At 74.2% G+C, this 24,045-nt stretch carries 23 protein-coding genes; 6 read left to right on the top strand and 17 right to left on the bottom strand.

Annotated elements, in window-relative coordinates; genetic code table 11:
• Window positions 1–268 precede the first annotated feature (268 nt).
• The 7 genes from pheT to infC form a co-directional block, all read right to left on the bottom strand.
• The gene (gene pheT, locus BJ961_RS24695) at window positions 269–2,782 is read right to left on the bottom strand and encodes a phenylalanine--tRNA ligase subunit beta (protein WP_271414986.1); all 2,514 of its coding nucleotides are present in this window, start codon (window positions 2,780–2,782) and stop codon (window positions 269–271) included.
• Window positions 2,782–3,903 carry a phenylalanine--tRNA ligase subunit alpha gene (pheS, locus tag BJ961_RS24700; RefSeq protein ID WP_271414987.1) on the bottom strand — a complete coding sequence of 374 codons (1,122 nt, stop codon included), beginning with the start codon at window positions 3,901–3,903 and terminating at the stop codon, window positions 2,782–2,784. Before pheS ends, pheT begins: the two co-directional genes overlap by 1 nt.
• A 181-nt stretch (window positions 3,904–4,084) precedes the next feature.
• On the bottom strand, window positions 4,085–5,233 hold the full coding sequence (locus BJ961_RS24705) for a sensor histidine kinase (RefSeq protein ID WP_271414988.1): 1,149 nt from the start codon (window positions 5,231–5,233) through the stop codon (window positions 4,085–4,087).
• 50 nt (window positions 5,234–5,283) lie between these two features.
• Entirely contained in the window at window positions 5,284–6,132 is an 849-nt protein-coding gene (locus tag BJ961_RS24710) for a TrmH family RNA methyltransferase (protein WP_271414989.1), read from the bottom strand.
• A 182-nt stretch (window positions 6,133–6,314) separates the two neighbouring features.
• A complete protein-coding gene (gene rplT, locus BJ961_RS24715) occupies window positions 6,315–6,698 on the bottom strand; it encodes a 50S ribosomal protein L20 (protein WP_003977226.1) in 384 nt (127 codons plus the stop codon).
• Between the two features lie 97 nt (window positions 6,699–6,795).
• A complete protein-coding gene (rpmI, locus tag BJ961_RS24720) occupies window positions 6,796–6,990 on the bottom strand; it encodes a 50S ribosomal protein L35 (RefSeq protein WP_003977225.1) in 195 nt (64 codons plus the stop codon).
• A 113-nt stretch (window positions 6,991–7,103) separates the two neighbouring features.
• A complete protein-coding gene (gene infC / locus BJ961_RS24725; RefSeq protein WP_271417157.1) occupies window positions 7,104–7,769 on the bottom strand; it encodes a translation initiation factor IF-3 in 666 nt (221 codons plus the stop codon).
• A gap of 383 nt (window positions 7,770–8,152) precedes the next feature.
• Between infC and BJ961_RS24730 the strand changes: the two genes are divergently transcribed.
• Entirely contained in the window at window positions 8,153–8,518 is a 366-nt protein-coding gene (locus tag BJ961_RS24730) for a DUF1844 domain-containing protein (protein WP_271414990.1), read from the top strand.
• Between the two features lie 22 nt (window positions 8,519–8,540).
• Here the strand turns inward: BJ961_RS24730 and BJ961_RS24735 are convergent, their stop codons facing one another.
• Together BJ961_RS24735 and BJ961_RS24740 are read right to left on the bottom strand one after the other, a co-directional pair.
• A complete protein-coding gene (locus BJ961_RS24735; protein ID WP_271414991.1) occupies window positions 8,541–9,272 on the bottom strand; it encodes an SseB family protein in 732 nt (243 codons plus the stop codon).
• Between the two features lie 11 nt (window positions 9,273–9,283).
• On the bottom strand, window positions 9,284–9,433 hold the full coding sequence (locus BJ961_RS24740; RefSeq protein ID WP_271414992.1) for a hypothetical protein: 150 nt from the start codon (window positions 9,431–9,433) through the stop codon (window positions 9,284–9,286).
• Between the two features lie 102 nt (window positions 9,434–9,535).
• Between BJ961_RS24740 and BJ961_RS24745 the strand changes: the two genes are divergently transcribed.
• The gene (locus tag BJ961_RS24745) at window positions 9,536–10,504 is read left to right on the top strand and encodes a serine hydrolase (protein ID WP_271414993.1); all 969 of its coding nucleotides are present in this window, start codon (window positions 9,536–9,538) and stop codon (window positions 10,502–10,504) included.
• A gap of 31 nt (window positions 10,505–10,535) precedes the next feature.
• Here the strand turns inward: BJ961_RS24745 and mycP are convergent, their stop codons facing one another.
• Both mycP and BJ961_RS24755 read right to left on the bottom strand, forming a co-directional pair.
• Complete coding sequence (mycP, locus tag BJ961_RS24750) at window positions 10,536–11,729, bottom strand: type VII secretion-associated serine protease mycosin (RefSeq protein ID WP_381161340.1); 1,194 nt, start codon at window positions 11,727–11,729, stop codon at window positions 10,536–10,538.
• A gap of 32 nt (window positions 11,730–11,761) precedes the next feature.
• Window positions 11,762–12,574, bottom strand: coding sequence for a hypothetical protein (locus BJ961_RS24755; protein WP_271414994.1), 813 nt, complete (start codon window positions 12,572–12,574; stop codon window positions 11,762–11,764).
• Window positions 12,575–13,761: 1,187 nt separating this feature from the next.
• Here BJ961_RS24755 and BJ961_RS24760 point away from each other — a divergent pair.
• Window positions 13,762–14,964 carry an amino acid deaminase/aldolase gene (locus tag BJ961_RS24760; RefSeq protein WP_271414995.1) on the top strand — a complete coding sequence of 401 codons (1,203 nt, stop codon included), beginning with the start codon at window positions 13,762–13,764 and terminating at the stop codon, window positions 14,962–14,964.
• A 27-nt stretch (window positions 14,965–14,991) separates the two neighbouring features.
• On the opposite strand, the gene BJ961_RS24765 is transcribed toward BJ961_RS24760, so the two are convergent.
• From BJ961_RS24765 to glnA4, 4 genes are read right to left on the bottom strand one after another with little or no spacing between them, the layout of a single operon-like run.
• A complete protein-coding gene (locus tag BJ961_RS24765; protein ID WP_271417159.1) occupies window positions 14,992–15,927 on the bottom strand; it encodes a DUF2510 domain-containing protein in 936 nt (311 codons plus the stop codon).
• A gap of 37 nt (window positions 15,928–15,964) precedes the next feature.
• Window positions 15,965–16,747: a 3-oxoacyl-ACP reductase gene (locus BJ961_RS24770; RefSeq protein WP_271414996.1), complete on the bottom strand. Its 783-nt coding sequence runs from the start codon at window positions 16,745–16,747 to the stop codon at window positions 15,965–15,967.
• A complete protein-coding gene (locus tag BJ961_RS24775; protein ID WP_271414997.1) occupies window positions 16,744–18,153 on the bottom strand; it encodes an aldehyde dehydrogenase family protein in 1,410 nt (469 codons plus the stop codon). The genes BJ961_RS24770 and BJ961_RS24775 overlap by 4 nt, the downstream gene beginning before the upstream one ends.
• A 7-nt stretch (window positions 18,154–18,160) precedes the next feature.
• Window positions 18,161–19,519 (bottom strand): gamma-glutamylethanolamide synthetase GlnA4, encoded by a 1,359-nt coding sequence (glnA4, locus tag BJ961_RS24780; protein ID WP_271414998.1) that lies wholly within the window; start codon window positions 19,517–19,519, stop codon window positions 18,161–18,163.
• Window positions 19,520–19,625: 106 nt separating this feature from the next.
• Here glnA4 and BJ961_RS24785 point away from each other — a divergent pair, with 106 nt between their 5' ends.
• A complete protein-coding gene (locus BJ961_RS24785) occupies window positions 19,626–20,336 on the top strand; it encodes a FadR/GntR family transcriptional regulator (RefSeq protein ID WP_271414999.1) in 711 nt (236 codons plus the stop codon).
• A 90-nt stretch (window positions 20,337–20,426) separates the two neighbouring features.
• Window positions 20,427–21,119 carry a gamma-glutamyl-gamma-aminobutyrate hydrolase family protein gene (locus tag BJ961_RS24790; protein ID WP_271415000.1) on the top strand — a complete coding sequence of 231 codons (693 nt, stop codon included), beginning with the start codon at window positions 20,427–20,429 and terminating at the stop codon, window positions 21,117–21,119.
• Window positions 21,120–21,163: 44 nt separating this feature from the next.
• On the opposite strand, the gene BJ961_RS24795 is transcribed toward BJ961_RS24790, so the two are convergent.
• Window positions 21,164–22,150 carry a LysR family transcriptional regulator gene (locus BJ961_RS24795; RefSeq protein WP_271415001.1) on the bottom strand — a complete coding sequence of 329 codons (987 nt, stop codon included), beginning with the start codon at window positions 22,148–22,150 and terminating at the stop codon, window positions 21,164–21,166.
• A 70-nt stretch (window positions 22,151–22,220) separates the two neighbouring features.
• Here BJ961_RS24795 and BJ961_RS24800 point away from each other — a divergent pair, with 70 nt between their 5' ends.
• A complete protein-coding gene (locus BJ961_RS24800; RefSeq protein ID WP_271415002.1) occupies window positions 22,221–23,399 on the top strand; it encodes a TDT family transporter in 1,179 nt (392 codons plus the stop codon).
• Here BJ961_RS24800 and BJ961_RS24805 read toward each other — a convergent pair.
• On the bottom strand, window positions 23,326–24,045 hold the full coding sequence (locus BJ961_RS24805) for a helical backbone metal receptor (RefSeq protein WP_271415003.1): 720 nt from the start codon (window positions 24,043–24,045) through the stop codon (window positions 23,326–23,328). The genes BJ961_RS24800 and BJ961_RS24805 overlap by 74 nt on opposite strands.

Below are 24,045 nucleotides of genomic sequence, written 5' to 3' on the forward strand. Positions count from 1 at the left end.
CGTCTGCCCGACACTCCGTGGCGGGGCGGACGGCGAGCTGGCTCCACCGGGGGCGTGAGAGAGTTGCGGCGCGTTCTCCGGCGCGGCTTCGCTGTGGCTGGTCGCGCCCACGCGGCGGAGCCGCACATGTCACAGCCCCGCGTCCCTGAAAAGCAGGGCACGTTGCGCTGACGTCCCTCAAGGGGCGCGGGGAACTGCGCGAGCGACCACGACGTACCCGCAGCCGCCGAACCGGCAGAAACCCCACGCCCCTTGGGCGAACCTCGCCCTAACTACGCAGCACCGCTCCGACCCGCTCGCCCGCGAGGGCCACCGCCGCGTCGCGGGCGGCCGACGCCTCGTCGACCGTCAGCGTCCGGTCCCCCGCGCGAAAGCGCAACGCGTACGCGAGGGACTTGCGCCCCTCACCGAGCTGCTCCGCGTTGTCGTAGACGTCGAACAGCCGGATGGACTCCAGCAGTTCACCCGCACCGTCGCGCAGCGCCGTCTCGACGTCGGCGGCCGGGACGAACGCGTCGACCACCAGGGCGACATCCTGCGTGGCGACCGGGAACGTGGAGATGCCCGGCGCCTGCGGGGTGTCGTCGCCGACCCGCGCCACGGCGTCGAGGTCCAGCTCCATCGCGCAGGTGCGCGCGGGCAGGCCCAGCGTCTTGAGCACGCGCGGGTGCAGCTCGCCCGCGTGCCCGATCACGCGCTCCTCGCCGTCCACGGTGACGAACAGCTCGGCGCAGCGGCCCGGGTGCCAGGGCCCGTACTGGCCCTTGCGGACGCCCAGTTCGGCGCCGGCCTCGCGGGCGACGGTCCGGGCGGACTCGACCGCGTCGGCCCAGTCGGCCGGACGGCCCTTGCCCCACCAGCCGGCCTGCTCGCGGGCACCGGCCAGGACCGCGGCGACGTGCCGGGGCTGGTCGGGCAGCGCGGCGTCCAGCGCGGCGAGGTCGTCGGCGCTGGGGCGCCGGTCGACGGGCAGGTCGGCGGCGACGCGCTGTTCGTCGCGCGGGTGGAAGACCAGGCCGGTCTCGTAGAGCGCCAGGTCGTGCGCGCCCCGGCCGTCGTTGCGGCGCAGCGCGCCCAGCAGACCGGGCAGCAGCGAGGTCCGCAGCGCGGGCTCCTCGTCGCTGAGCGGGTTGACGAGCCTGACGACGCGGCGGGCCGGGTCGTCGGCGTCGAGACCGAGCTGGTCGAAGACCTGCTCGCCGACGAACGGGTAGTTCAGCGCCTCGACGTATCCGGCACCGGCCAGCGCGCGCCCGACGCGGCGGTGCAGCCGCTGCCGGGAGGTCAGGCCGCGGCCCGCCGGGGGCCGGGGCAGCGTGGAGGGCAGGTTCTCGTAGCCCTCCAGCCGGATGACCTCTTCGGCGAGGTCGTTCGGGTCGGTGAGGTCGGGCCGCCAGGACGGCACGGTGACGATCAGCTCGTCCTGGCCGTAGACGTCGCAGCCCACCTCCTGGAGGCGGCGTACGACGGTCTCGCGGCCGTAGGCGACACCGGCCACCTTGTCCGGGTGGTCGGCCGGGACGCTGATGGTGTGCGGCGCGGACGGGGCGCTGATCTCCGTGACCCCGGCCTCGGCGGTGCCGCCCGCGAGCAGCACCAGGAGGTCGACGGTGCGCTGCGCGGCAGCGGCGGCGGCCTGCGGGTCGACGCCCCGCTCGAAGCGGCGGGACGCCTCGGAGGACAGCTTGTGCCGGCGGGCGGTGCGCGCGATGGACACCTGGTCGAAGTGGGCGGCCTCGATGACCACGTCACTCGTCGCGTTCTCGGTGTCGCCGTGGTCGGCGATCTCGGTGTTGGCGCCGCCCATGACCCCGGCGAGGCCGATCGGGCCGCGGTCGTCGGTGATGACCAGGTCCTCGGCGTGCAGCTTCCGCTCGGTGCCGTCGAGGGTGACGATCTTCTCGCCCTCCTGGGCCCGGCGTACGCCGATGGTGCCCTGGACCAGTGAGCGGTCGTAGGCGTGCAGGGGCTGGCCCAGCTCCATCATCACATAGTTGGTGACGTCGACGGCGAGGGAGATCGGGCGCATGCCGACCTTCTGGAGCCGCCGCTGGAGCCAGATCGGGGAGCGCGCCTCGGCGCTGAGGCCGGTCACGGTGCGGGCGGTGAAGCGGTCGCAGCCGGTGGGGTCGGCGATCTTCACCGGGTAGCCGTAGGCGTTGGGGCCGGGCACGTCGAGCAGGGCCGGGTCGCGCAGCGGCAGGCCGTAGGCGATGGCGGCCTCACGGGCGACACCGCGGATGGACAGGCAGTCGCCGCGGTTGGCGGTGACGGCGATGTCCAGCACCTCGTCGACCAGTTCCAGCAGCTCGATGGCGTCCTTGCCGACCTCGGTCTCCGGCGGCAGCACGATGATGCCGTGGGTGCCGTCGTCGCCCATACCCAGCTCGTCGCTGGAGCAGATCATGCCGTGGGACGTCTTGCCGTAGGTCTTGCGGGCGCTGATCGAGAAGCCGCCGGGCAGGGTGGCGCCGGGGAGGACCACGACGACCTTGTCGCCGACGGCGAAGTTCCGGGCGCCGCAGACGATTTCCTGGGGCTCACCGGTGCCGTTGGCCTGACCGACGTTCACGGTGCAGAAGCGGATCGGCTTCTTGAAGCCCTCCAGCTCCTCGATGGTCAGCACCTGGCCGACGACGAGGGGGCCCTTGAGGTCGGCGCCGAGGTGCTCGACGGTCTCGACCTCCAGCCCGGCCGAAATCAGCTTGGCCTGCACGTCGCGGCCGGTCTCGGTGGCCGGCAGGTCGACGTACTCCCGCAGCCAGGAAAGCGGGACCCGCATCAGATCTCCATCCCGAACGGCCGGGTGAACCGGACGTCACCCTCGACCATGTCTCGCATGTCCTCGACGTTGTGGCGGAACATCAGCATCCGCTCGATGCCGAACCCGAAGGCGAAGCCGCTGTACTTCTCGGGGTCGATACCGCAGGCCGTGAGCACCCGCGGGTTGACCATGCCGCAGCCGCCCAGCTCGATCCAGCCCTCGCTGGAGCAGGTGCGACAGGGCCGGTCGGGGTTGCCGACGGACGCGCCCTTGCAGACGTAGCAGAGCATGTCCATCTCGGCGGACGGCTCGGTGAAGGGGAAGAAGTTCGGCCGCAGCCGGGTCTTCATCTCCGCGCCGAACAGCGACTGGACCATGTGGTCCAGGGTGCCCTTGAGGTCCGCCATGGTCAGGCCCTCGTCGATGGCGAGCAGCTCGACCTGGTGGAAGACGGGGGTGTGCGTGGCGTCCAGCTCGTCGGTGCGGTACACCCGGCCGGGGCAGATCACGTAGACCGGCAGGTCGCGCTCCAGCGCGGAGCGGATCTGCACGGGCGAGGTGTGGGTGCGCAGCACGACGCCGGATTCGGAGCCACCCTCCGGGCCCTGGACGAAGAAGGTGTCGGCCTCGCCGCGGGCGGGGTGGTCCGGGCCGATGTTGAGGGCGTCGAAGTTGAACCACTCGGCCTCGGCCTCGGGGCCCTCGGCGACCTCGTAGCCCATGGCGACGAAGACGTCCTCGATGCGCTCGGACAGGGTGGTGAGCGGGTGGCGGGCGCCGGCCGGTACGCGGTCGTAGGGCAGTGTGACGTCCACGGCCTCCTCGACCAGGACGCGCGCGTCCCGCTCGGCCTCCAGCTCGGTCTGGCGGGCGGCGAGCGCCTTGTTCACGGCGCCGCGGGCCATGCCGACGCGCTTGCCGGCCTCGGCCTTGGCCTGCGGGGGCAGGGCGCCGATCTCGCGGTTGGCCAGCGACAGCGGGGAGGTGCCGCCGGTGTGGGCGACCTTGGCCTCCTGGAGCGCGTCGAGGGAGTCCGCGGCGGCGAAGGCGGCGAGCGCCTCGTCCCGCATGCGCTCGATCTCTTCCGGTTTCAAGGCCTCGACCTCGACCGGGTCGTACGACTTATTCGGTGCCGACATCTCTTCCCGTGCTTCCGATTGGCTGGCTGGGACGCCCCGTCCACGGTCCTCGGACACGGCGCAGGCGCTTCGTCTGCGCTTCGTCCGCGGAGCTGGACGCAAAGGTGCCAAAGACCGAGTCTAACGGGGCGGTGGAACGCTGAATCACGCCCGTGGGGTCGTCGGCCGTCCGAGGTGGGTCTCAGGTGAGGTAGGCCGGTGCCGCCACGGGCAACGTAAATCGGAACTCGGCGCCGCCGCCGGGGGCGCGGCCGACCGTGATGGTGCCGCCGTGGGCCTCGACGATGCCCTTGACGATGTACAGCCCGAGACCGGTGCCGCCGCGCTTGCTGCCCCGCCAGAAGCGGGTGAAGACGCGGTTCATGGACTCCTCCGGGATGCCGGCCCCCTCGTCGCTCACCGTGACCGACGTGCCGGTGTCCTCACCCTCGCGGGGGGACGCCGTGGGCGTGACGTCAATGGTGACGGTTCCCTCGCCGTGCCGCACGGCATTTTCCAGCAGGTTGCTGAGCACCTGGTCGACCTTGTCGGGGTCGGCCCACAGGTCGGGCAGCGGCTGGGCGACGCGGAGCAGGAACCGGTCGGCCTCCTGGCCGGCGGCGACGTACGCCTGGATGTGCCGGCCGACGGCGGCGCCGATGTCGACGGGCTGGCGGCGCACCTCCAGGCGGCCGGAGTCGATCCGGGAGATGTCGAGCAGCTCGGCGATGAGCCGGGTGACGCGGTCGGCGTCGGCGTCGACGGTCTCCAGCATCAGCCGCTTCTGGTCGTCGGTGAACCGCTCCCACTTGGCCAGCAGCGTCGCGGTGAAGCCCTTGACGGAGGTGAGGGGGGAGCGCAGTTCGTGGGCGACGGTGGCGATCAGCTCGGCGTGGCTGCGCTCGGTGCGGCGGCGGGCCTCGGTGTCGCGCAGGGTGACGACGACGCGGTGGACGGGGCCGAGGGGTTCGGTGCGGACGTAGCGGGCGGTGACCAGGACCTCCCGGCCGCCGGGGAGCAGGAGGTTGCGTTCGGGCTGGCGGACGCGGATGGCGAGGCCGCCGTAGGGGTCGGTGAGCTGCCACCAGCGGCGGCTCTCCAGGTCCTCCAGGGGCAGTGCGCTCTCCAGGGGCTGTCCGAGGGCTTCGGCGGCGGGAGTGGCGGTGATACGGACGGCGGCGGCGTTGAAGCAGACGACCCGGCCGTGCTCGTCGGCGACGACGAGGCCGTCGGGCAGCTGGTCCGGATGGATGCCGAGGTCGGCGGGATCGGCGGGATCTTCGGGCGTGCGGGGCGCGGGCGGACGCGGCGCTCCCCGTGCACCCGGTGCGCTGCTGGTGCCGACGCTCATCCCCGTACCCCACCTCTCAACCGCGCAGGGGCCCTGAGCTGGTCACCCTACTAGCTCGTGGTGACGGAGCGGCACCCTCCGGCGGCACGCTGTGCACGCGCCGACGCGTAGAGACATACGGCGGCGGCGGTCGCGAGGTTCAGACTCTCGGCCTTTCCGTGGATCGGGACCCGCAGGACGGCGTCGGTGAGGGCGCGGGTCTCCTCCGGGAGCCCCCAGGCCTCGTTGCCGAACACCCAGGCGGTGGGCCCGCCCATGGTGCCCGCGTCCAGTTCGGCGTCGAGGTCGTCGTCGCCCGCGCCGTCTGCCGCCAGCACCCGCACCCCGGCGTCCCGCAGCCCGGCGACGGCCCGCTCGACGGGGACGCCGACGGCGACCGGCAGGTGGAACAGCGAGCCGACGGAGGCGCGTACGGCCTTGGGGTTGTACAGGTCGACGGAGGCGTCGGTGAGCACGACCGCCTCGGCCCCCGCGGCGTCGGCGCAGCGCAGCACGGTCCCGGCGTTGCCGGGGTCGCGGACGTGGGCGAGGACGGCGACGAGCTTGGGGCGGGCGGCGAGGATCTCGTCGAACGGCGTGTCCAGGAACCGGCAGACCCCGACCAGGCCCTGCGGGGTGACGGTGGTGGAGATGTCCTCGATCACCGAGTCGGCGGCGAGGTGCACCCGGGCGCCGGCCTCCCGGGCGGCGCCGACGATGTCGGCGTACCGCTCCGCGGCCTCGACGGTGGCGAACAGCTCGACCAACGTCTGCCCGAACCCCGCGGCCTCCCGCACGGCCTGCGGCCCCTCGGCGAGGAACAGCCGCTCCTTCCCCCGGAAGTTCCGCTTCTCGAGCCGCCGCGCGGCGGCGACACGGGGGGACCGGGGGGAGATCAGCTCGGGGCTGACAGGACGCACTCTTGCTCACCTTCACATCTGAATCGTCGTGGACTGCAACGCGCCCCAAAGGGGCGCGGGGAACTGCGCGACCAGCCACAACGCACCCGCGGCAGACAACGAACCGAACACAACGGCAACCGAAGGGACCCGCAGGCTCCAGCCTGCGGGTCCCTTCGACTACGGCTCAAGCCGGCGCAGCGTCACGCGGCCTTCGGCGCGTTCACGTCGCTCGGCAGCGCCTTCTGCGCGACCTCGACGAGCGCGGCGAACGCGTTCGGGTCGTTGACGGCCAGCTCGGCGAGGATCTTGCGGTCGACCTCGACGTTGGCGGCCTTCAGGCCCTGGATGAAGCGGTTGTACGTGATGCCGTTGGCGCGGGCAGCGGCGTTGATGCGCTGGATCCACAGCTGGCGGAAGTCACCCTTGCGCTTCTTGCGGTCGTTGTAGTTGTAGACCAGCGAGTGGGTGACCTGCTCCTTGGCCTTGCGGTACAGGCGCGAACGCTGACCGCGGTAGCCGGAGGCCTGCTCGAGGATCGCCCGGCGCTTCTTGTGGGCGTTGACTGCCCGCTTGACGCGTGCCACTTGTTAACTCCTTGTAGCGGGGCCGCGGTGGTCCTCACGCGGCCCGGTGTTGATGGGGTCCCGGTCCTGCCGTACGGCGCTCAGTGGCGCCCGTACGTCACTTGCCGAGAAGCTTCTTGATCTTCGCGGCGTCGCCCGGGGCCATCTCGGCGTTGCCGGTGAGGCGACGCGTCACGCGGGACGACTTGTGCTCGAGCAGGTGGCGCTTGCCGGCGCGCTCACGGAGCACCTTGCCGGAGCCGGTGATCTTGAAGCGCTTGCTGGCACCGCTGTGCGACTTGTTCTTCGGCATAGCGCCGTTCTCTCCTCGTCGGTGGCGCTCCGGTGCCCGGTCGTGAAACCGGGCACGGGGTGGAGCGTCGCTCTTGTATCGGTCTGGGTCCTGGGGACTGACGCCCCCGGGGGTCACGCCTCGGCGGGTGCCTCGGCAGGTGCCTCGGCCGGAGCCTCGGCGGCCTCGCCTTCGGTCTCCGCGGCGTTCTGCGACTTGCCGGGGTTGGCCTTCGCGTCCGCCTTGCGCGCTTCCTGCGCCTGGCGGGCCTCGGCCATCGCCTCGGTCTTCTTCTTGTGCGGACCGAGAACCATGATCATGTTTCGGCCGTCCTGCTTCGGGTTCGACTCGATGAAGCCGAGGTCCTGGACGTCCTCCGCGAGACGCTGCAGCAGTCGGTAGCCCAGCTCGGGGCGGGACTGCTCGCGGCCACGGAACATGATCGTGATCTTGACCTTGTCGCCCTGCTTGAGGAACCGGACGACGTGACCCTTCTTGGTGTCATAGTCGTGCGGGTCGATCTTCGGCCGGAGCTTCATCTCCTTGATGACCGTGTGCGCCTGGTTCTTGCGCGCCTCACGGGCCTTCATGGCCGACTCGTACTTGAACTTCCCGTAGTCCATGAGCTTGCACACGGGCGGACGGGCGTTCGCCGCGACCTCGACGAGGTCGAGGTCGTACTCCTGCGCAAGCTCCAGGGCCTTGGCAAGCGGGACAATCCCGACCTGCTCGCCGCTGGGACCGACAAGTCGCACCTCGGGAACGCGAATCCGGTCGTTGATGCGGGGCTCGGCGCTGATGGATCCTCCTCGGTAGCACCACGCGGCGGTCTGGCGGACAGCCGCGTAACGTCTGTGTTCGATAGACCTAACCGCGCCGGCACATGAAAAATGCCCCGGACGATCACAGGCGGGGCTCCTCGAACTGCTACCGGAGCACCGCCGCGATGACCGCGGGGCGCGCTTTCGGGCTGGTCGCCGCCGCTGGACGGGACCGCCTGACCGGTGACCCGCCGCCCGGAGGACGGCCAGGTGGGAGTTCGAAGCCTCCACTTGTGGGCCGGATCCGCTGCCGTGGGCGTACGTGTCCGACCGGTCGTTACACAAGGTTAGCAGTTCGGCGGGGGAAGGGCTAACCGGGACCGAGTGGGGACGGGCCCCGCGCTGCGCCTATCGTGTGCGGCATGAGTGAGACCCCTGCTGAGTCCTCGGCGAACCCCGACTTCGACGCCATGGCCCGCGACATCGCCGAGGTCCCGGCGGTCGAGGTGATCGTGACGGTGGCCGTGAACCTCATGAGCGCCGCCGCCGTGAAGCTGGGCCTGACCGAGGAGGGCGACGCCCACAAGGACCTGGACGAGGCCCGCAAGCTGGTGCACGCGCTGGCCGGTCTGCTGGACGCCACCGCGACCGAGATCAGCTCGTTCCACGCGGCGCCGCTGCGCGACGGTCTGAAGTCGCTGCAGCTGGCCTTCCGCGAGGCCTCGCTCGTCCCGGACGAGCCGGGCCAGGGTCCGGGCGAGAAGTACACGGGCGCGATCTACGGCTGAGGTGCCGCCCGCGCACCCGGAGCTACCCCCGCACGTACAAGGGCTCGCCCGGCGGCGTCGCCCCGGCCGGCAGCAGTGCCAGGTCGAGGCCGCGCACCAGGCGGGCCCTCAGTGTGTCGTCGGCGGCCAGCCGCTCGGCGACGGCGCGGGCGGCGGTCGCCGCGTCGGCCCCCGGGTCGAGGACCAGCGCCAGGGTGCCGTCGGCCCGTCCCGGCCCGAGGTGGGCGCGGAGCACGGCGGGCTCGACGGCCAGGGCGGCGCGTACGGCCTCGCCCACGGCCGGGTCCGCGAGCGGGTCGGTCGTCGTACGCCCCTCGGCGAGGGCCAGCAGCACCGCCCCGGTCAGCTCGAACGGCACCGGCCCGGCCAGGTCCAGTACGACGGTGTCCGCCTTCTCGTGCGCGGCGGCCTGCAGCGCCTGGTGCACCGGTACGGCGACGGGGCGGGCCGCGGGGTCCCAGCGGGCGAGCGACTCGGTGGACGTGAACGCGGGGAGTGCGGTGCGGTCGCCGGCCTTCAGGGTCGGTACGGCCATGTCGCTGGTCTTCTCGCGGCGCAGCCCGTTCGCGTCCTCCTCCACCTCGCCGAGGACGGCGACGACGGGCACCAGCAGCCGGGCGCCCTTGAGCGCCTCCAGCACCGGGGTCACGGCGCTGCGGTCCTCGGCCCAGGCGGCGAGCGCGGCGCTCAGCCGGGGGTCGGCGGAGCCGTCGTCGTCGGAGAAGGCGGAGTCGGGAATGTTCTTGTTCGCCACGGTCCCCGACCCTAGTCCAGGGCGTCGGCGGCTCGTCGCGGGCCCCGTGCGGCGGGCGCGGGACGCAGGGCGGCATCCAGCGTACGGATCAGCTCGCCGACGCGTCCCCCGCCGGCGGGCGACTCCGGGTCGAGAACGGTTCCGCTCGCCTCACCCGTCATGCACCCGTCTTCGGCGCCACTCATCGGCCTCTCACGGTTCTCCGACCCGGTTCTCACGTCCGTCCCACGCCTCGCACAGCAACCGCCCGGACCATCATCGCCATGGAGTCCCCCGGAACCCGGCGGCACCGGCGACGACGGCGGCGGCACCGGCGCCGTGTCCCGGTGTGGTCGGCGCTGACCGCGTTCGCCGTCGTCGGCGCCACGGCCACCGGCGCGGTGTACTGGCAGGGCCACGCGCGTCCGGACGCGGGCGGCGCCGTATCGTCGTCCGCCTCGGCACCCTCGGGCGGGGAGGCATCGGTGGAGACGGTCGAGCCGGTGGTGGACCGTGACGCGCGGCTGGCCGCGGCCATGGCGTCGGTGGCGGTGGCGGACGGCGCCGAGGTGTCGGTGGCGGTGCTCGACCCGGACTCCGGCGAGGGCGCCTCGTACGGCACGGGGGTCTTCGACACCGCGAGCGTCGTCAAGGTGGACATCCTGGCGGCGCTGCTGCTGCGGGCGCAGGACGCGGGGCGTTCGCTGACCGCGCGGGAGAGGACGTACGCCGTCGCGATGATCGAGGACAGTGACAACGACTCGGCGTCCGCGCTGTGGCGGGCGATCGGTGCGGCCGACGGGCTCGACGCCGCCAACGAGCGCTTCGGGCTGACGGGGACCGCGGGTGGCGACGGCCCCCTGTGGGGTCTGACGCAGACCACGGCCGCCGACCAGGTGGCGCTGCTGCGGCAGGTGTTCGTGGCGGACGGTTCGCGGCTGAGTGAGGCGTCGCGAGCGTATGTGCGGGGCATGATGGGGCGGATCTCCGTCGGTCAGCGGTGGGGTGTGTCGGCCGCGGCCGACCCGGCCGACGACGGCGGTGGGGGCGGGGGTTCGGCGTGGGCGCTGAAGAACGGCTGGCTGCGGCGCAGCACCACCGGGCTGTGGGTCGTCAACAGCATCGGCCGGGTCGAGTCGGGCGGCCACGGCTACCTGGTGGCGGTGGTGTCGCGGGGCAGCGGCACGCAGGCGGAGGGCATCTCGCTGACCGAGGCGGCGGCGCGGGCGGCGGTGGCCGTGTTCACCGGCTAGCCGCGGCCGGACCCGGGGGCCGCGGCGGTGTTCAGAAGTCGTCGTGGCGTTCGCGGCGGCCCCGCCACAGGACGACGGCCGCGACGACCAGGACGCCGCCCGCGCCGCCGGCCAGCGGGGCCGCCCAGGCGGAGGTGTCGTCGTCGGACGCGGGGGCGGCCGGTCCCGAGCCGAAGTACTCGTCGTCGTACGCCGCGGCCTTCAGGCCCTCCGGCTTCAGCCGTCCGGCCGCCTCGATGGCGGCGGCCGGGTCGACGAAGCCGAAGCCGCGGGAGTCGTCGCGGCCCTCGGCGGGGGCGTTGCGTGCGGAGTCCTCCAGCAGGGACTTGACCTGGGCCGGGGTGAGACCGGGGTGGGCGGCCTTCACCAGGGCGGCGGCGCCGGAGACGAACGCGGAGGCGGCGCTGGTGCCCCAGCCCTCGTAGTAGCGGTGGTCCGGGTCGGCGATGATCACGTCGACGCCGGGGGCGCTGACCGTGGCGTACCAGCGGCGGGTGGAGAAGGAGGCGCGGGTGCCGTAGCGGTCGACGGCGGTCGCGGCGATCACCCCCGGGTAGGCGGCCGGGTAGGAGACGTGGTCGCCCTTCTCGCCGCCGTTGCCCGCGGAGGCGACGACGACCACGCCCTTCTTCAGGGCGTACTGGATGGCCTCGTCCTCGGCGGGTTCGGGGTGGGCGGAGGCGGAGTCGTCGCCGAGGGACAGGTTGATGATGTCGGCGCCGTGGTCGGCGGCCCAGCGGATGCCCTCGGCCAGCGCGTTGCCGCGGGTCTTGCGGGCCTTGGCGCGGGAGGGGTCGCCGTCCTCCAGGATCACGCGCAGGGGAAGGATCCTCGCCTCCGGGGCGATGCCCATGACGCCCTCGGTGTCGCCGATGCCGTGCCCGTGACCGGCGATGATCCCGGCCATGGCGGTGCCGTGCCGGGCCCAGGAGCGGTCGCCCTCGCTCGCGCCGAAGCCGACCAGGTCCTTGCCGGCGAGGACGTTTCCGGCGAGGTCCGGGTGGTCGGCCTCGACGCCGGTGTCCAGGACGGCGACGGTGACGCCCGCGCCCTTGGTGGTGCGCCAGACGTCCTGGGTGTGCAGGGCGTCCAGGGCCCACTGCTGGGCGCGGATGCCGTCGGCGTGCGCCGCGGGTGCCGGGACGATGACGAGGGCGGCGGCGAGGAGCAGGCTCACGGCGCCGCCGGTGCGGCGGGTGGACCGGCGGGGGCGGATGGTCCGGATGGTTCGGGGGGGTCGGGGGCTTCGGGGGGCGTTCACGACGGGTGCTCCGTGGCCGGGCCGACGTTCTTGCGCAGGGCGCGTTCGACGCGGTCGGCGAGGCCCTGCGCCTCGTGGCCGAGGCCGGCCTGGGCGGGTGCCGACGTGGCGCCGGACTCGGTCGCCTCCTCGGCGGGCTGGGGTTCGTCGACGGTGCGGCCGTCGGCCCAGCCGGAGACGGCGTAGACGACGACGGGGGCGTCGGTGAGCACGGAGACGGTCCACGCGGCCCGCTGCCGCGCGCCGAAGTCCGCGGCGACGGTGTCCTTGACGGCGTACGGCAGTGGCATGAGGTCGTCCCGGCGGCCCAGGCCCTCCTTGTCGAAGCGGCCCGCCAGCGAGGTCATGGCGGCGGCGTCGGCCTTGGTGAAGAGCAGGCCGACGGTGGTGACGTGGCTCTGGGTGGCGTCGGTGTAGGTGGCGCGCAGCAGGCGGGCGCAGCCGACCGGGTCGAGCACCTTGGCCAGCAGCCGGTCGAAGGCTCCGGCGCAGTCGCCGTCCGGGGCGACTGCGACCCGCGTCCAGGTGCGGTCGGCTCCGCCGGGGCCGGCGCCCCGGCCCTGGACGGTGGGCGGGAAGAGCTGGTCGACGGGAACGCTGTGCCACAGGTCGCGGGCTTCGGTGAAGGCACTGCGCGCGCCCTCGTCGCCGGGGTCCCCGGCGAGCCAGCTGCCGGTGACGGCTCCGGTGAGCAGCCCCGCTCCGAGTACGAGGCAGACGGCCGCGGCGACGACCTGGGGACGCGGGCGCCCACCGAGCGGACGGGGGCGGGCCGAGCCGTCGTACCCCTCGGGCTCCCCGAACGACACCCGGGGCCGCCCGTCTCCAGGAGGTGTCGCGGTGCCGTCCGGCGCGTTCCACGCGAAGGCGGCGTCGGGTACGGCGGACGCCGGGTCGGAGAAGGGGGCGGGGGCCGCCCCGCGCGGGTGCGGGGCGCCGATCCGGCGGCGGGTGCGGGCATCCGTCCCGAGGCGGGGCCGGGTTCCGCCTCCGCTGCCGTCGCCGTCGCCGGGATCGGGCGCAGGCGTGTGGTCGTCTCCGCCGGGGTCTCCGCGGGAGGGTCGGTGCGACGGGACGGCTCCTGCGGCACGCCGCTCCGGTCCGGGGCCCCGCGGCCGACGCTCGGCGCCGTGTCGGGGAAGCGGGCGGAGGCGCGGGGCGGCGGGGGCGCGGGCTCGGTGGACCGGGGGTGCCGAGCCGGAAGAGCGGGTTGCGGTGCCGGGAGCCCTCGGTGCCGCGGTCCGGGGAGACGGGCGTCGCCGCGCTGCCGTCGCCCGACGCCGTGGGCCGCCCCTGGGCGTCCTCGCCCACCGGGTCGGAGCCGACACCGGTGCGCAGTCGGGTGTCGGGCGTCGGGACGCCCTGCTCACCACCGCCCTCACCCGGCGCCCGCGCCGGACGGGGCGGGACACCGGGACGCGGCGGGGCACCCGGGTAGGGCGGCGTCTCGGAACGCGGCGAGGACCCCGGACGAGGCGGCGTCCCGGAACCCGACGGCGGCTCGGACTCCGACCGGGACCCCGGACGCGACGGCATTCCCGGACGAGGCGGCGTCTCAGGACGCGACGGCATTTCCGGACGAGGCGGCGTCTCCGAACGCGGCGGGGTTTCCGGGCGCGACGGCGGCTCGGGATGCGGCGGTGTCTCGGGGCCCGGCGGGGTTTCGGGGTGTGGGGGAAGGGAGGCGCGGCGCGCTTCCGTGCTCATGCACCCCCCGTTTCCTCGGGCCCGGCCCGTTTCTCCGACGCGGGCCGGTGTCGTGGTCCCCTGCCCCCGGGCCCGGCGCGGAACGATCCGTCCCGGACACGCATACCCGCGTGGGCGGACCGCCATCCCGGCGCGGGCTCCGGGGCCCCGCCGCCGGGGTCGGGCCCGCCGTGCGTGCGCGTCACTCTACGGCGTGACCCCGCCCGAGGGGGAACCAGTCCGCGCGCCGGTGGCATTGGCCCGGATCGTCCCCCTACCCTGCGGTAATCCTGTCTGGCAGGCTGCGTCCATGACTGCGCGTGCCACCGACCGGGCCCGTTACGACCGGGCCACCGCCCATCTGGACGCCCCCGTGGCGATCGTGGACCTGGCGGCCTTCGACGCCAACGCGGACGACCTGGTCCGCCGGGCCGGCGGGAAACCGATCCGGGTTGCCAGCAAGTCCGTACGCTGTCGTGCGCTGCTGGAACGCGCCCTGGCCAGGGACGGCTTCGCGGGCGTCATGTCGTTCACGCTGGCCGAGTCCCTGTGGCTGGCGCGCTCCGGTTTCGAGGACGTGCTGCTCGCCTACCCCTCGGCGGACCGTGCCGGATACGCCGAACTGAGCGCCGATCCGAAGCTCGCCGCCGCCGTGACCGTGATGGTCGACGACCCGGCGCAGTTGGACCTCGTCGACGCGGCGCGCGACGGCGGCCGCGAAGTCGTGCGGGTCTGCCTGGAGTTGGACACCTCGCTCCGGCTGCTCGGCGGACGGGTGCGGGTCGGGGCCCGCCGCTCCCCGCTGCACTCCCCCGCCGAGGTCGCCGAGCTGGCCCGCGCGGTGGCCCGCCGGCCCGGGTTCGAGGTCGTCGGCATCATGGCGTACGAGGGTCATGTCGCGGGTGTCGGGGACGCGGTGGCCGGGCGGCCGCTGCGGTCGCGGGCGGTGCGGCTGATGCAGGCCGCCGCGCGCCGGGAACTGGCCGAGCGGCGGGCCGCCGTGGTGCGGGCGGTCCGGGCCGTGGCGCCCGGCCTGGAGTTCGTCAACGGCGGCGGCACGGGCAGCGTGCAGCACACCGCCGCCGAGGACGCGGTCACGGAGATCGCCGCCGGGTCCGGGCTGTACGTGCCGCGGCTGTTCGACAACTACACGTCGTTCCGCGGCCGTCCGGCGGCGTTGTTCGCGCAGCCCGTCGTACGGCGGCCGGGCGTCGGCGTGGTGACCGTGCTCGGCGGCGGATATCCGGCGTCCGGCGCGGCGGGTGCCGACCGGCTGCCGGTGCCGTATCTGCCCGAAGGGCTGCGCTACGACCCCCAGGAGGGCGCCGGCGAGGTGCAGACGCCGCTGCTGGGGACGCCCGCCGACGACCTGCTCATCGGCGACAAGGTGTGGTTCCGGCACGCCAAGGCCGGTGAGCTGTGCGAGCGGTTCGACGCGCTGCACCTGGTGGAGGGGGACGCGGTGACGGCGACGGTGCCGACGTACCGGGGCGAGGGACTCACCTTCCTCTAGGTGCTGTGACCCCACGGGCTCCGTCGGTCAGTCGGTGGGGCCGATGCCGCTGCCCACGCCGCCGCCCGTGGCCGCGTCGCCGACGGGCCGGATGCCCTTGGTGATCCGGTCCATGTCGGCCAGCGGCGGCCCGTCCTCGCCCGCGTCGAAGACGTAGCGGACGAGGACCGGGGACTCGGTGCCGACGGTGGAGGGGAACACCAGCGACTGCACGTAGCCGCCGGGCCCCTTGTTCGTCGTCACGCGCCAGCGCACGTAGTACCCGGCGCGTCCGGCGACGGCGACGGGGCCGGACGCCACCTCCTCGTGGGACTCGATGCCGCCGAAGGGTCTGTTGCCGACCACGTCGCGGTCGTAGGCGTCGTCGGCCGCGTCCTCGATGTCCTGCCGGGCCAGGACCCGGGGGGAGGACTCGGCGTTCGCCGTGACGGTGCGGGAGACGACGAGGCCGTGCCGGCACACGCTGCCGTCGGCGGGGCAGTCGTAGGTGCCGTCGGTGGTCATCATGACGTCGTCCTCGGTGACGTGCCGCGGCCTGACCCAGCCGTCCGGCAGGGGGAAGGTGACGCCGTTGAGCTGGTCCTCGACCACCGCGGGGTCGTCGGCGGAGGGTTCGGACGGGGTGGGCGAGGGGGACGGCGGGTCACTCACCGGCGAGGGGCCGGTGGCGCTCGCCGTGACCGCCGGCGTCCGTGCCCCGGGGCCGCCGTCGTCCTCGTCCAGGACGAGCACGCCGGCGACGATCGCCGCCACCAGGACGGCCGCGGCGGTGGTGAGGGCGACGGCCTTCCCGCGGCCGCCGTCCGACTGCTCCGGCGGCGGGTACGGTACCGGCGGTCCCTCGGCGGGCCCGAACCCGAGGGGTGCGGTGGCCCGCCGGTGCTGCGTCCAGGCCGTGCCGTCCCACCAGCGTTCCTGGTGCGGGGCCGACGGGTCGGGGTACCAGCCGGGCGGCGGCGTCATGCTCATCCCGGCACTGTAGGACGCCGTCAGCGCCGTGCTACAGCGGTGTGACGTACGCCCCCGAGATCCCGCCGTCCACCAGGAAGTCGGTGGCGTTGACGAACGAGGAGTCGTCGCTGGCCAGGAAGGCGACGGCGGCGGCGATCTCCTCGGCCTCGGCGAACCGCCCGAGGGGGATGTGCACCAGGCGGCGCGCGGCGCGCTCCGGGTCCTTTGCGAACAGCTCCTGGAGGAGTGGGGTGTTGACCGGTCCCGGGCAGAGCGCGTTGACGCGGATGCCCTCCCGTGCGAACTGCACGCCCAGTTCGCGGGACAGGGCGAGGACGCCGCCCTTGGAGGCGGTGTACGAGATCTGCGAGGTGGCCGCGCCCATCCGGGCCACGAAGGAGGCGGTGTTGATGACGGACCCCCGGCCCTGGCGCCGCATGTAGGGGATGGCGGCCTTGCAGCACAGGTAGACGGAGGTGAGGTTGACCTCCTGGACGCGCTTCCACGCCTCCAGGCCGGTCTCCAGGATGGAGTCGTCGTCGGGCGGCGAGATCCCGGCGTTGTTGAACGCGACGTCGACGCTGCCGTGGGTGTCGAACGCCGCCGCGAACAGCGCCTCGACCTGCTCCGGGTCGGTGACGTCGGTCTTGACGAAGATCCCGCCGGTCTCCTCGGCCGCCGCCCTGCCCCGGGTCTCGTCCACGTCGCCGCAGACGACGTGGGCGCCCTCGGAGGCGAGCCTGCGGACGGCGGCGAGGCCGATGCCGCTGCCCGCCCCGGTGACGACGGCGGTACGGCCGACGAGCCTGCGGCAGACGATGTCTTCGCTCACTGTGCGGGGCCCTCCGTGCTCGATGGGGTGTTGCTGATGAAGACGTTCTTGGTCTCGGTGAACGCGGTCAGCGCGTCCGGACCGAGTTCGCGGCCGAGGCCGGACTGCTTGAATCCGCCGAACGGCGTCCAGTAGCGCACGCTCGCGTGGGAGTTGACGGACAGGTTCCCGGCGCGGAGCGCACTCGACACGCGCAGGGCGCGGCCGACGTCCCGGGTCCACAGCGAGCCGGACAGGCCGTAGGCGGTGGCGTCGGCCAGGCGGACCGCGTCGGCCTCGTCGTCGAAGGGCAGGACGACGGCGACGGGCCCGAAGACCTCCTCGACGGCCACGCGCGCGTGCGCGTCGACGCCGGTGAGGACGGTCGGCGGGTACCAGAAGCCGGGGCCGCCCTCGGGTGCCTTGCCGCGGATGCCCGCGGCGTCGTCGGGGACGTAGGAGCGGACGCGGTCCAGTTGGGCGCGGGAGATCAGCGGGCCCATGTCGGTGCTCTCGTCGGCCGGGTCGCCGACGCGGACGGCTTCGACGGCGGGGGCGAGGAGGGCGAGGAAGCGGTCGTACACGGACCGCTGGACGAGGACGCGGGTACGGGCGCAGCAGTCCTGCCCGCTGTTGTCGAGGAAGGACATGGGCGCGGCGGCCGCGGCGGCCTCGATGTCGGCGTCGGCGAAGACGATGTTGGGGCTCTTGCCGCCGAGTTCGAGGGTGACGGGTTTGAGCAGCGCCGCGGCCTTGGCGGCCACCCGTCGGCCCACGGCCGTGGACCCGGTGAAGACGATCTTGGCGACGCCGGGGTGCTCGACGAGCGCGTCGCCCGCGACCGGCCCGTGCCCGGGCAGCACCTGGAACAGGCCCTCGGGAAGGCCTGCGGCCAGGGCGAGTTCGGCCAGGCGCAGCGCGGTGAGCGGGGTCGTCTCGGCGGGCTTGAGGAGGACCGCGTTGCCCGCCGCGAGGGCCGGTGCGGTGGCCCAGGCCGCGATGGGCATCGGGAAGTTCCAGGGGGCGATGACGCCGACGACGCCGAGGGGTTCGAGGATCGTGACGTCCAGGCCGCCGGCGACCGGGATCTGGCGTCCGGTGAGCCGCTCCACTCCCCCGGCGGCGTAGTCGAGCAGGTCGCGGACGTTGCCGGCCTCCCAGCGGGCGTTGCCGATGACGTGCCCGGCCTCCGCGACCTCCAGTCGGGCCAGCTCCTCCAGGTGCGCGTCGACACCGGCGGCGAAGCGGCGCAGCAGCCGGGCCCGGTCGCCGGGGGCGAGGGCGGCCCAGGCGGTCTGCGCCCGCGCGGCGCGTGCGACGGCGGCGTCCACGTCGGCCGCGGTGGCGGCGGGGACGGTGGCGACGACCTCTTCGGTGGCGGGGTTCAGTACGACCAGTTCGGGCGACTCGTGGAACTCGTGCGACAAGGGGGCCTCACATGCGTTCGAAGGAGCGGCGCAGTTCCCAGTCGGTGACGGCGGCGTCGTAGGCGTCCAGTTCGACGCGGGCCATGTTGCGGTAGTGGGCGACGACCTCGTCCCCGAAGGCCGCCTTGGCGAGGGTGCTGTTCTCCCACAGTTCGGCGGCCTCGCGCAGGGTGGTGGGGACGTGCTCGTAGTCGGCGGCGTACGCGTTGCCGGGGCAGGGCTCGGGCAGCTCCAGCCGCTGCTCGACGCCGTGCAGTCCGGCGGCGACCATGCCGGCCACCGCGAGGTAGGGGTTGACGTCGCCGCCGGGGAGCCGGTTCTCGAAGCGCAGCGAGCGGCCGTGGCCGACGACGCGCAGGGCGCAGGTGCGGTTGTCGTGGCCCCAGGCGACGGCGGTCGGGGCGAAGGAGCCGGGCTGGAAGCGCTTGTAGGAGTTGATGTGCGGGGCGTGGAGGAGGGAGAACTCGCGCAGCGCCACCAGTTGTCCGGCGAGGAAGTGCCGCATGACGTCGGACATGCCCGCCCCGTCGGCCATCACGCTGTCGCCCCCGGTGTCGGCGAGCGAGAGGTGGATGTGGCAGGAGTTGCCCTCCCGCTCGTTGTACTTGGCCATGAAGGTGAGGGACATGCCCTCCTGGGCGGCGATCTCCTTGGCGCCGGTCTTGTAGACGGCGTGCTGGTCGCAGGTGACGAGGGCCTCGTCGTAGCGGAAGGCGATCTCGTGCTGGCCGGGGTTGCACTCGCCCTTCGCCGACTCGACGGTGAGGCCCGCGCCGGCCATCTCGTTGCGGATGCGGCGCAGCAGGGGTTCGACGCGGCCGGTGCCGAGGACGGAGTAGTCGACGTTGTACTGGTTGGCCGGGGTCAGGCCGCGGTAGCCCGCGTCCCAGGCGTGTTCGTAGGTGTCCCGGAAGACGATGAACTCCAGCTCGGTGCCGACCTGCGCGGTGTATCCGTGTCCGGCGAGCCGCTCCAGCTGGCGGCGCAGGATCTGGCGGGGCGCGGCGAGCACCGGGGAGCCGTCCTCCCAGGCGAGGTCGGCGACGAGCATCGCGGTGCCCTCGTTCCAGGGCAGCCGGCGCAGGGTGGCGGGGTCGGCGTGCATCGCGAAGTCGCCGTAGCCGCGGTCCCAGGAGGACATCGCGTAGCCGTCGACGGTGTTCATCTCGGCGTCGACGGCGAGGAGGTAGTTGCAGCCCTCGGTGCCGTGGGCCAGGACCTCGTCGAGGAAGAAGCGGGCGGCGAACCGCTTGCCCTGGAGGCGGCCCTGCATGTCGGGGAAGGCCAGGACGACGGTGTCGATGTCACCGGCGGCGACGAGGGCGTGCAGTTCCTCGACCCCGAGCGGGGGTGTGCGGTCTGCCACGGGCGGGCCTCCTTCTGGCCGGGAGCCATAAGGTATGGCCGGGAACCTTTGGTTGGGAAGGGGGCGCGGCCGCGTGCGGGAGGAATCCGTCGGGAGTGGCGGGAGCGTGACGGACCGGCTGGCGCCGGTACTGCGGCCGGTGCGGGCCGGGAACGGCTTCGAGGAGGCGCTGGAGCAGATCCTCCAGGTCGTGCGCCTCGGTCTGGTGGCGGGCGGCGAGCGGCTGCCGGCCGAACGGGAGCTGGCGGAGCGGCTGGGGATCAGCCGGGTGACGCTGCGCGAGGTGCTGCGGGTGCTCCAGGACCAGGGGCTGGTGGAGGCGCGGCGCGGGCGGTACGGCGGAACGTTCGTGCTGCCCCGCGCGGACGGCGGCGGCGGGGACGAGTTGCGGCGCCGGGTGGCCGGGGTCGACATCGAGGACGTGCTGCGCTTCCGGGAGGTGCTGGAGGTGGGCGCGGCCGGGCTGTGCGCGGCACACGGGCTGACGGACGCCCGGGCCGCACGGTTGCGGCAGGCGCTGGCGGGGACGCGGGAGGCGCCGCTGGCGCAGTACCGGCGGCTGGACACGATGCTCCACCTCACCCTCGCGGAGCTGTGCGGCTCCCCGGCGCTGGCGGCGCAGTACGCGGCCGTCCGCGCGACCCTCAACGACCTGCTGGACTGCATCCCGCTGCTGGTGCGCAACCTGGAGCACTCCCAGCGCCAGCACGCCGCGCTGGTGGCGGCGGTGCTGGACGGGGACGCGGACGGGGCGCGGGAGATCGCGCGGGAGCACTGCGCGGGGACGGCGGCGCTGCTGCGCGGGTTCCTGACGTGACCGCCTTGCCGTGGCGGCGCGCTGCGGCAAAGGTGTGGACGCAGCCCATTACCTGATCGGATTTACCTGGTCGGATGTTCTGGAGGGTGGATGGCGGACAGGCCGCTGATCGGTGTCAGCACGTATCTGGAGTCCGCGGCGCGCTGGGGCGTGTGGGAGCTGGAGGCGGCGCTGCTGCCGGCCGGCTACCCGCGGCTGGTGCGGCGGGCGGGCGGACTGGCCGTGATGCTCCCGCCGGACGAGCCCGAGCACGCCGCCGCGGTCGTCGCCCGCGTCGACGGGCTGGTGATCGCGGGCGGCCCGGACGTGGAGCCGTTCCGCTACGGCGCCGAGCGCGATCCGCGCACCGGCCCGCCGGCCCCCGCCCGGGACACCTGGGAGCTGGCGCTCATCGACGCGGCCCTGGCCGCGCGCGTCCCGCTGCTGGGCATCTGCCGGGGCATGCAGCTGCTCAACGTCGCCCTGGGCGGCACCCTCGTCCAGCACATCGAGGGGCACGCCGAGGCGGTGGGCGTGATCGGAGACCACCCGGTCCGCCCGGTGCCGGGGACGCGGTACGCCGGTGCCGTGCCGGAGGAGACGTTCGTGCCGACGTACCACCACCAGGCGGTGGACCGGCTCGGCACCGGCCTGGTCGCGTCGGCACACGCGGCGGACGGCACCGTGGAGGCCGTGGAACCGCCGTCCGCCGCCGGCTGGGTCCTGGGGGTGCAGTGGCATCCGGAGATGGGCGAGGACGTACGGGTGATGCGGGCGCTGGTGGACGCGGCACGCGCGGGCTGAGCGGGTCCCACCGGCGACCGGCGGGCCGCACGGCTCACGGCCTCCTACGCCCGGGTCAGGGACAGCAGTTGACGGGCCGGGCCCGTGGGGCGGTGGCCGGTGGGCCAGACGGCTCGCAGGTCGCGGGCCAGGACGACGTCCGCCACGGGGACGCTGACCAGGCGGCGGGTGGTCAGTTCCTCACCGACGGCGAGTTCGCTGAGGACGGAGGGTCCGGCGCCGCCCACCGCGGCGGCCTTCACCGCCGTGGTCGACGACAGCTCGATCAGGGGGCGGGCCAGGCCGCCCAGTGCCGCGTCCAGGACCTGCCGGGTGCCCGAGCCCGTCTCCCGCAGGATCAGCGGCGTCGCCGCCAGTTCGGCCGCCGCCAGCGGGCGCCTGCGGCGGGCCCAGGGGTGGCCCGGCGCGGTCACGACGATGAGCCGGTCGTGGCCGATGACCGCGGAGTCGAGGCCGGAGGGCACGCTCAGCCCCTCCACGAAGCCCAGGTCGGCGTCGTCGGCCAGCAGGCGCTCGGCGACCGTGGCCGAGTTGCCCGCGAGCAGCGACACCGCGGTGTCCGGCAGCTGGCCGCGCAGCGCGACCAGCCAGCCGGGCAGCAGGTACTCGGCGATCGTCATACTGGCCGCCACCCGCAGCCGGGAGTCCCGCCGGTCCCGCAGCGCCTGCGCGCCCGCGTCGAACGCCTCGGCGGCCTCCACGATCCGCCGCGCCCAGTCCGTGACGAGCACGCCCGCGTCGGTGAGCCGGGAGCCGCGCGGCGAGCGGTCCACCAGGGCGACGCCCAGTTGCCGTTCCATCGAGCGGACGCGGCTGCTGGCGGCCGGCTGGGTGATGCCCAGCTCGCGCGCCGCCCCGCCGAGGCTGCCCAGCCGGGCCACCGCCAGCAGCAGTTCCATCGCCCCGAGGTCCGGCACCCGGTGCGCCAGCGAGCCCGCCCCGGACCGTGCCCGGTCGTCGTGCGCACCCTCCGTGCGGCTCACGCCACCGCCCGTGCCGTTCCCCGCGCCGCTCCCCGCACTCCTGCTCATAACTTCAGCTTATGCCCTGATAGAAACGTGGCCCCTGGTCAGGTGACGCGCCCGCCGGGACCGTGGACGCATGGTCACCGCAGCCCAGCCCCGCCCTCCCTCGTCTCCCTCCGCCCCCGTCGCCGGCCCGGCCGTCCGGCGGCTCCCGGCCGTCCGTCATCTCGGGCCCAACTGGTACGCCTGCGTCATGGGGACCGCCATCGTCGGCACGGCGGGAGCCGCGCTGCCCGGGCACCTGCCCGGCCTGCGCGCCCTCTGCACCGCCGTCTGGGCCCTGTCGCTGGTCCTGCTCGTGGCCCTGCTCGCCGCACGGTCCCTGCACTGGCTCCACCACCGCGACCAGGCCCGCGCCCACCTCCTCGACCCGGCCGCGGCCCCGTTCTACGGCTGCCTGTCGATGGCCCTGCTGGCCGTCGGCGGCGGCGCCCTGACCGTCGGCCGGGACTGGATCGGCACCCCGGCCGCCCTCGCCCTGGACACCGTGCTGTTCGGCGCCGGAACGCTGATCGGGCTCGCGGCGGCGGTCGCCGTGCCGTACCTGATGGCCGTCCGCCACCGGATCGAGCCGGGGCAGGCCAGCCCGGTGTGGCTGCTGCCGCTGGTCGCGCCGATGGTGTCCGCGGCCGTCGGACCGCTGCTGGTGCCGCACCTGCCGGCGGGGCAGCCCCGCGAAACGCTGCTGCTCGCCTGTGTCGCGATGTTCGGGGTGAGTCTGTTCGCGACCCTGGTGACGCTGCCGGTGATCTTCGGCCGGCTGCTCACCGGCGGGCCGCTGCCGCTCGCGCTCACCCCGTCGCTGTTCCTCGTCCTCGGGCCGCTCGGGCAGTCGACGACCGCCGTGGGGAAGTTCGCGGACGTGGCTCCGGGGGTCGTGCCGGGGCCGTACGCCGAGGGATTCTCGGTCTTCGCCGTGCTGTACGGGGTGCCCGTGACGGGCTTCGCGCTGATGTGGCTGGCGCTCGCCGCCGCGCACGTCGTACGGGCCGGGCGGGAGGGCATGGGCTTCTCGATGACGTGGTGGTCGTTCACCTTCCCGGTGGGCACCTGCGTCACCGGCGCCGAGGCACTGGCCCGCCGGACGGGGCTCGTGGTCTACGACGGGCTCTCCGTCGCCCTGTACGCCCTCCTCGTCGCCGCGTGGGCCGTGGCCGCCGTGCGCACCGCGCGGGGCCTGCTCAGCGGCGCGCTGCTCGCAGGGCCGCGGCCAGTGCCCGGGGCGCCTCGGCCAGTGACGGCCCGTACCACGTGAGGTACCGCCCGTCGACGAGGGCGCAGGGCAGGCCGGGGAAGGCCTCCGGGCCGTCCTCGGCGGTGAAGCGGTACGGCTCGTCCGGCAGGACCACCACGTCCGGGCGGGCCGCCCGCAGCGCGTCCAAAGGGATCTTCGGGTAGCGCTCGGCGTGCGCGGCGTACAGGTGGTCGACGCCGAGGCGGGCCAGGACGTCTCCCGCGAAGGTGTCGCGGCCCAGCACCATCCAGGGCCTGCGCCAGATCGGTACGACGGCCGTGGCGCGCCGCTCGGGCGGGGGCGGGTCGGACCAGGCGGCCTCCGCCTCGTCCAGCCAGCGGGGCCGGGAGGGGGCACCGCAGGCGGTCAGCACCCGGTCCAGCTCGGTGAGGGCCCGGGGCACGGTGCGCACCTCGGTCACCAGCACCTCGACGCCCCCGGCGCGCAGGGCGTCGAGGTCGGGGGCGCGGTTCTCCTCCTCGTTGGCGACGACCAGGTCGGGGGCGAGCGCGAGGATCCGGTCGGTCCTCGGGTTCTTGGTGCCGCCGACGCGTACGACGTCGAGGCCGGCGGGCCGGGTGCACCAGTCGGTGGCGCCGACCAGGGCGCCGGGGACGGTGCGGGCCACCGCCTCGGTCAGCGACGGCACCAGGGAGACGACCCTCAC

It is taken from the genome of Streptomyces lienomycini (genome assembly GCF_027947595.1).
Lineage (GTDB): Bacteria > Actinomycetota > Actinomycetes > Streptomycetales > Streptomycetaceae > Streptomyces > Streptomyces lienomycini.

What these genes read in the sequence shown, in the direction of transcription:
- BJ961_RS24730 (WP_271414990.1), top strand. Translation starts at nt 8,153, where the DNA reads ATGAGTGAGACCCCTGCTGAGTCCTCGGCGAACCCCGACTTCGACGCC.
- BJ961_RS24745 (WP_271414993.1), top strand. Translation starts at nt 9,536, where the DNA reads ATGGAGTCCCCCGGAACCCGGCGGCACCGGCGACGACGGCGGCGGCAC.
- BJ961_RS24795 (WP_271415001.1), bottom strand. Translation starts at nt 22,150, where the DNA reads ATGAGCAGGAGTGCGGGGAGCGGCGCGGGGAACGGCACGGGCGGTGGC.
- pheT (WP_271414986.1), bottom strand. Translation starts at nt 2,782, where the DNA reads ATGCGGGTCCCGCTTTCCTGGCTGCGGGAGTACGTCGACCTGCCGGCC.
- BJ961_RS24790 (WP_271415000.1), top strand. Translation starts at nt 20,427, where the DNA reads ATGGCGGACAGGCCGCTGATCGGTGTCAGCACGTATCTGGAGTCCGCG.
- pheS (WP_271414987.1), bottom strand. Translation starts at nt 3,903, where the DNA reads ATGTCGGCACCGAATAAGTCGTACGACCCGGTCGAGGTCGAGGCCTTG.
- rpmI (WP_003977225.1), bottom strand. Translation starts at nt 6,990, where the DNA reads ATGCCGAAGAACAAGTCGCACAGCGGTGCCAGCAAGCGCTTCAAGATC.
- BJ961_RS24705 (WP_271414988.1), bottom strand. Translation starts at nt 5,233, where the DNA reads ATGAGCGTCGGCACCAGCAGCGCACCGGGTGCACGGGGAGCGCCGCGT.
- BJ961_RS24800 (WP_271415002.1), top strand. Translation starts at nt 22,221, where the DNA reads ATGGTCACCGCAGCCCAGCCCCGCCCTCCCTCGTCTCCCTCCGCCCCC.
- BJ961_RS24765 (WP_271417159.1), bottom strand. Translation starts at nt 15,927, where the DNA reads ATGACGCCGCCGCCCGGCTGGTACCCCGACCCGTCGGCCCCGCACCAG.
- BJ961_RS24740 (WP_271414992.1), bottom strand. Translation starts at nt 9,433, where the DNA reads ATGACGGGTGAGGCGAGCGGAACCGTTCTCGACCCGGAGTCGCCCGCC.
- BJ961_RS24760 (WP_271414995.1), top strand. Translation starts at nt 13,762, where the DNA reads ATGACTGCGCGTGCCACCGACCGGGCCCGTTACGACCGGGCCACCGCC.